Below are 2,733 nucleotides of genomic sequence, written 5' to 3' on the forward strand. Positions count from 1 at the left end.
ATTCTTCACCGCCATAGCGCGCCACGGTTTCACCGGCGCGGCCGATGGCGTGCTGCAGTGTCTGCGCTACCTGGCGCAAGACCGCATCCCCTGCAACGTGGCCGTAATGATCGTTGTAGGGCTTGAACCAGTCGACGTCGATGAAAGCCACCGTGAGCGGCTTGGCGTGGCGCAGGCTGCGCCGCCATTCGTGATCCAGTGTCTCGTCGAAGCTGCGGCGGTTGGCGATGCCGGTGAGGCCATCGGTGAGGCTGAGTGAACGCAGACGTTCGTTGGCCTGCGCCAGATCACGCGTGCGTTCGGCGATGCGCAGCTCCAGCGATTTGTTGAGGGCGCGCAGGGATTCCTTTTCCTGTTCCAGTTGCGCGTAGAGCGCGCGGTTCTGGCGTGACTGCTTGCGCAGGCTGGACAGCATCGCGTTGATGGCATCGGCCAGGAAGTGCAGCTCATGGCGCGTGCGTCCTCGCAGCCGGATGCGTTGCGGATTGTCGGGGTGATCGGGCTGGTTCAGATCCTGTCCGCGCACGAAGTCCGACAGCCGGGTGATGGGCCGTCCGAGCCAGCGGTGGAAGACGTAGAGGAAGATGAACCACAGCACCAGCGTCTTGATGACCGAGTTGATGAGGATCAGCGTAAAGCCGTAGGCCACCTTGCGGATCACCACCTGGCGGCTGGAATAGACGGTCCAGGCACCGATGTCGTGGGTGACGCCGTGTTCATCGCGATAGAGAATCGGGAAGCGATGGCTGGTGGCGGCATTGAAGAAACCCGGCTTGACGGCACTGCGCGCGCCATCGGCGTCGACGTGGATCTGTTTGCCATCGTGATCGATGATATTGCCCAAGGCCATCACCAGCTTGCCTTGCGGGTCTTCGATCTTCACCCCGGTGACCACGGGCAGGTTGCTGATGCCGCGCAGGGTGGCCTTTTGCACGTCCCCCTGGAAGCGCCAGGTGGAGCTGGCCAGACTGGCACCGAAGGTCAGGTCCATGGCCCGCAATTCGTTGTCCACACCGGATTGCGTGTGCTCATATTCTGCGCCAAGTTGCAGGCAGGTCACGATCAGCGTCACCAGAAAGTAACTGCCGAAGATGATGCGCAGCAGATGGACTGCCAGGGAATTCTTGGAGAGCAAATTCATTTTCTTGCGTGGCGGGTTGCCTTGCTCAGGAGTTCGCGCGTGCGTGCAACGCAATGTAGATGCGGTATGCAGACATCGTGCCAGCGAGGGTGGTGCGGCTGACGTAGTGTGAGGTGCGGCGTTCCGTCAGATTGCACTGTACCGAGAGTACGCAACGTATCTCAGCCGATGCTGGCTCAGCGGCTTTGTATCGGATGCTGTGCGTGGGAGTGGCTTGGAACTGCCGCATCGAGTGGTCTCCCGCTGGTGTGTTGGCGGCCGTTGTGGGCCTTTCCGTTTTTTTTGACTTGCGGGGTAAATTCTAACAGTTCGGTTTTACGTCTTCGTTGGCGATCTTGACTTAAGTTAATTAGTAATGAGGATCGTTGCAGATTTGTCAGAAGTATTGATGAGGTTTGGCGTTGGGGAGTGGGCGTAACCAGCCCACTTTGTTCTCATAGATCAAAAATGTTCCGATGTGCTTCCAAGTACTTTTGGTGCTCTTGCCGCAAAGGAAGATTAATTCCGTGATGAATATTTAAGGCGAGAGCATCTCGTTCGGAGAGATGCGGGCTAATGAGGATGTGCCCTTCACCGTCAAAACTGATCAAGCCCTTATCGAACAGACGATCGATATGAACAGCAAAGAGGAAACCGTTGTAAGGATCTAACTTTTCTTCATCGGAAGAAATGGCCCAGGGTTTGACGTGGCTTGCGATCAGTAGATCTGGGTTAGTGATGCCGGTGATCGGGCAGCGCTGCCAAAGAGTAAGTAAGTCGCGCCTAAAGCGCCCTTGACCAATCCGTGCTTCGCGCAGTGCTTGTTTAGTTGTGGGCGAAGCAGATCTTCTTTGCGACATTGTTGGTGCGCTTAGATTGAGCGATGTAGTGGCGATTGCTTCCTCTTGGTCGCCCGCTAGGCGCAATAAATCAATTCCGGCATCGGTCGGTAACGATGCCATATACCCTTGAAAGATAGTGCCGGTTTTTGTGACGACGCGTGGCGTGCAACGGTCGTTATAGCGATCCTTGAATGAATCGAGGATGTAGCCTTCAATACTGATGGGCGGTTCGAGTGGGATGAACTCGACATCCACGCGCCGCCCATTTGGATCCCATTCTGTAAAGGTCCGGGTAGAGGGCGGCGCTGCTTCGTAGGCATCCAATTTTGCGATGGCGACGTAGGCGATCTTACGATCGACATTACAGAAGATGATGTCGCCAGCGCGGACAGTGGCCACTGAATTCCAGTGACTAAAGTAAGTCGTCCGTACGCCTCCATCTGTCTTTGGTTTTTCGCTGTGTATCGGTGCCCAAAGAAAATGGCCTTCAATGGCCTCTTTATGCGATTTGCCGATATTGACCCAGAAAAAATTCAAACCTTCCCCCGTTTTTTTCCCATTTTTCTCAAGAATATTCGAGATCTGGGCGATTTGGGGAGAGTTTCTTCTAGCGACAAGCTAAGAAGCGGAGGTGAAGCAAAAGGCGTAAAACAAAAAACCCGCCCTTCTTTCGAAGAGGCGGGTTTTTCGGACGGCGCCGCATACGCATGATTGCACATGCAGCGACGGGTATCTGGTGGTGATAGGTGGACTTGAACCACCGACCCCAGC

At 55.5% G+C, this 2,733-nt stretch carries 3 protein-coding genes; 1 reads left to right on the forward strand and 2 read right to left on the reverse strand.

Annotated elements, in window-relative coordinates; genetic code table 11:
* Positions 1-1,141 (reverse strand): sensor domain-containing diguanylate cyclase (locus B3873_RS02970; RefSeq protein ID WP_286863945.1); only part of this gene is annotated, 1,141 nt, incomplete at its 3' end.
* Positions 1,142-1,575: 434 nt separating this feature from the next.
* Positions 1,576-2,361: an HNH endonuclease gene (locus tag B3873_RS02975; RefSeq protein ID WP_286863947.1), complete on the reverse strand. Its 786-nt coding sequence runs from the start codon at positions 2,359-2,361 to the stop codon at positions 1,576-1,578.
* A gap of 81 nt (positions 2,362-2,442) precedes the next feature.
* Between B3873_RS02975 and B3873_RS02980 the strand changes: the two genes are divergently transcribed.
* Complete coding sequence (locus B3873_RS02980) at positions 2,443-2,673, forward strand: hypothetical protein (protein ID WP_286863949.1); 231 nt, start codon at positions 2,443-2,445, stop codon at positions 2,671-2,673.
* The last annotated feature ends 60 nt before the right edge of the window (positions 2,674-2,733 follow it).

The sequence above is a fragment of the Herbaspirillum sp. UBA812 genome, from assembly GCF_002296545.1.
GTDB classification, from domain to species: Bacteria; Pseudomonadota; Gammaproteobacteria; order Burkholderiales; family Burkholderiaceae_D; genus Herbaspirillum; species Herbaspirillum huttiense.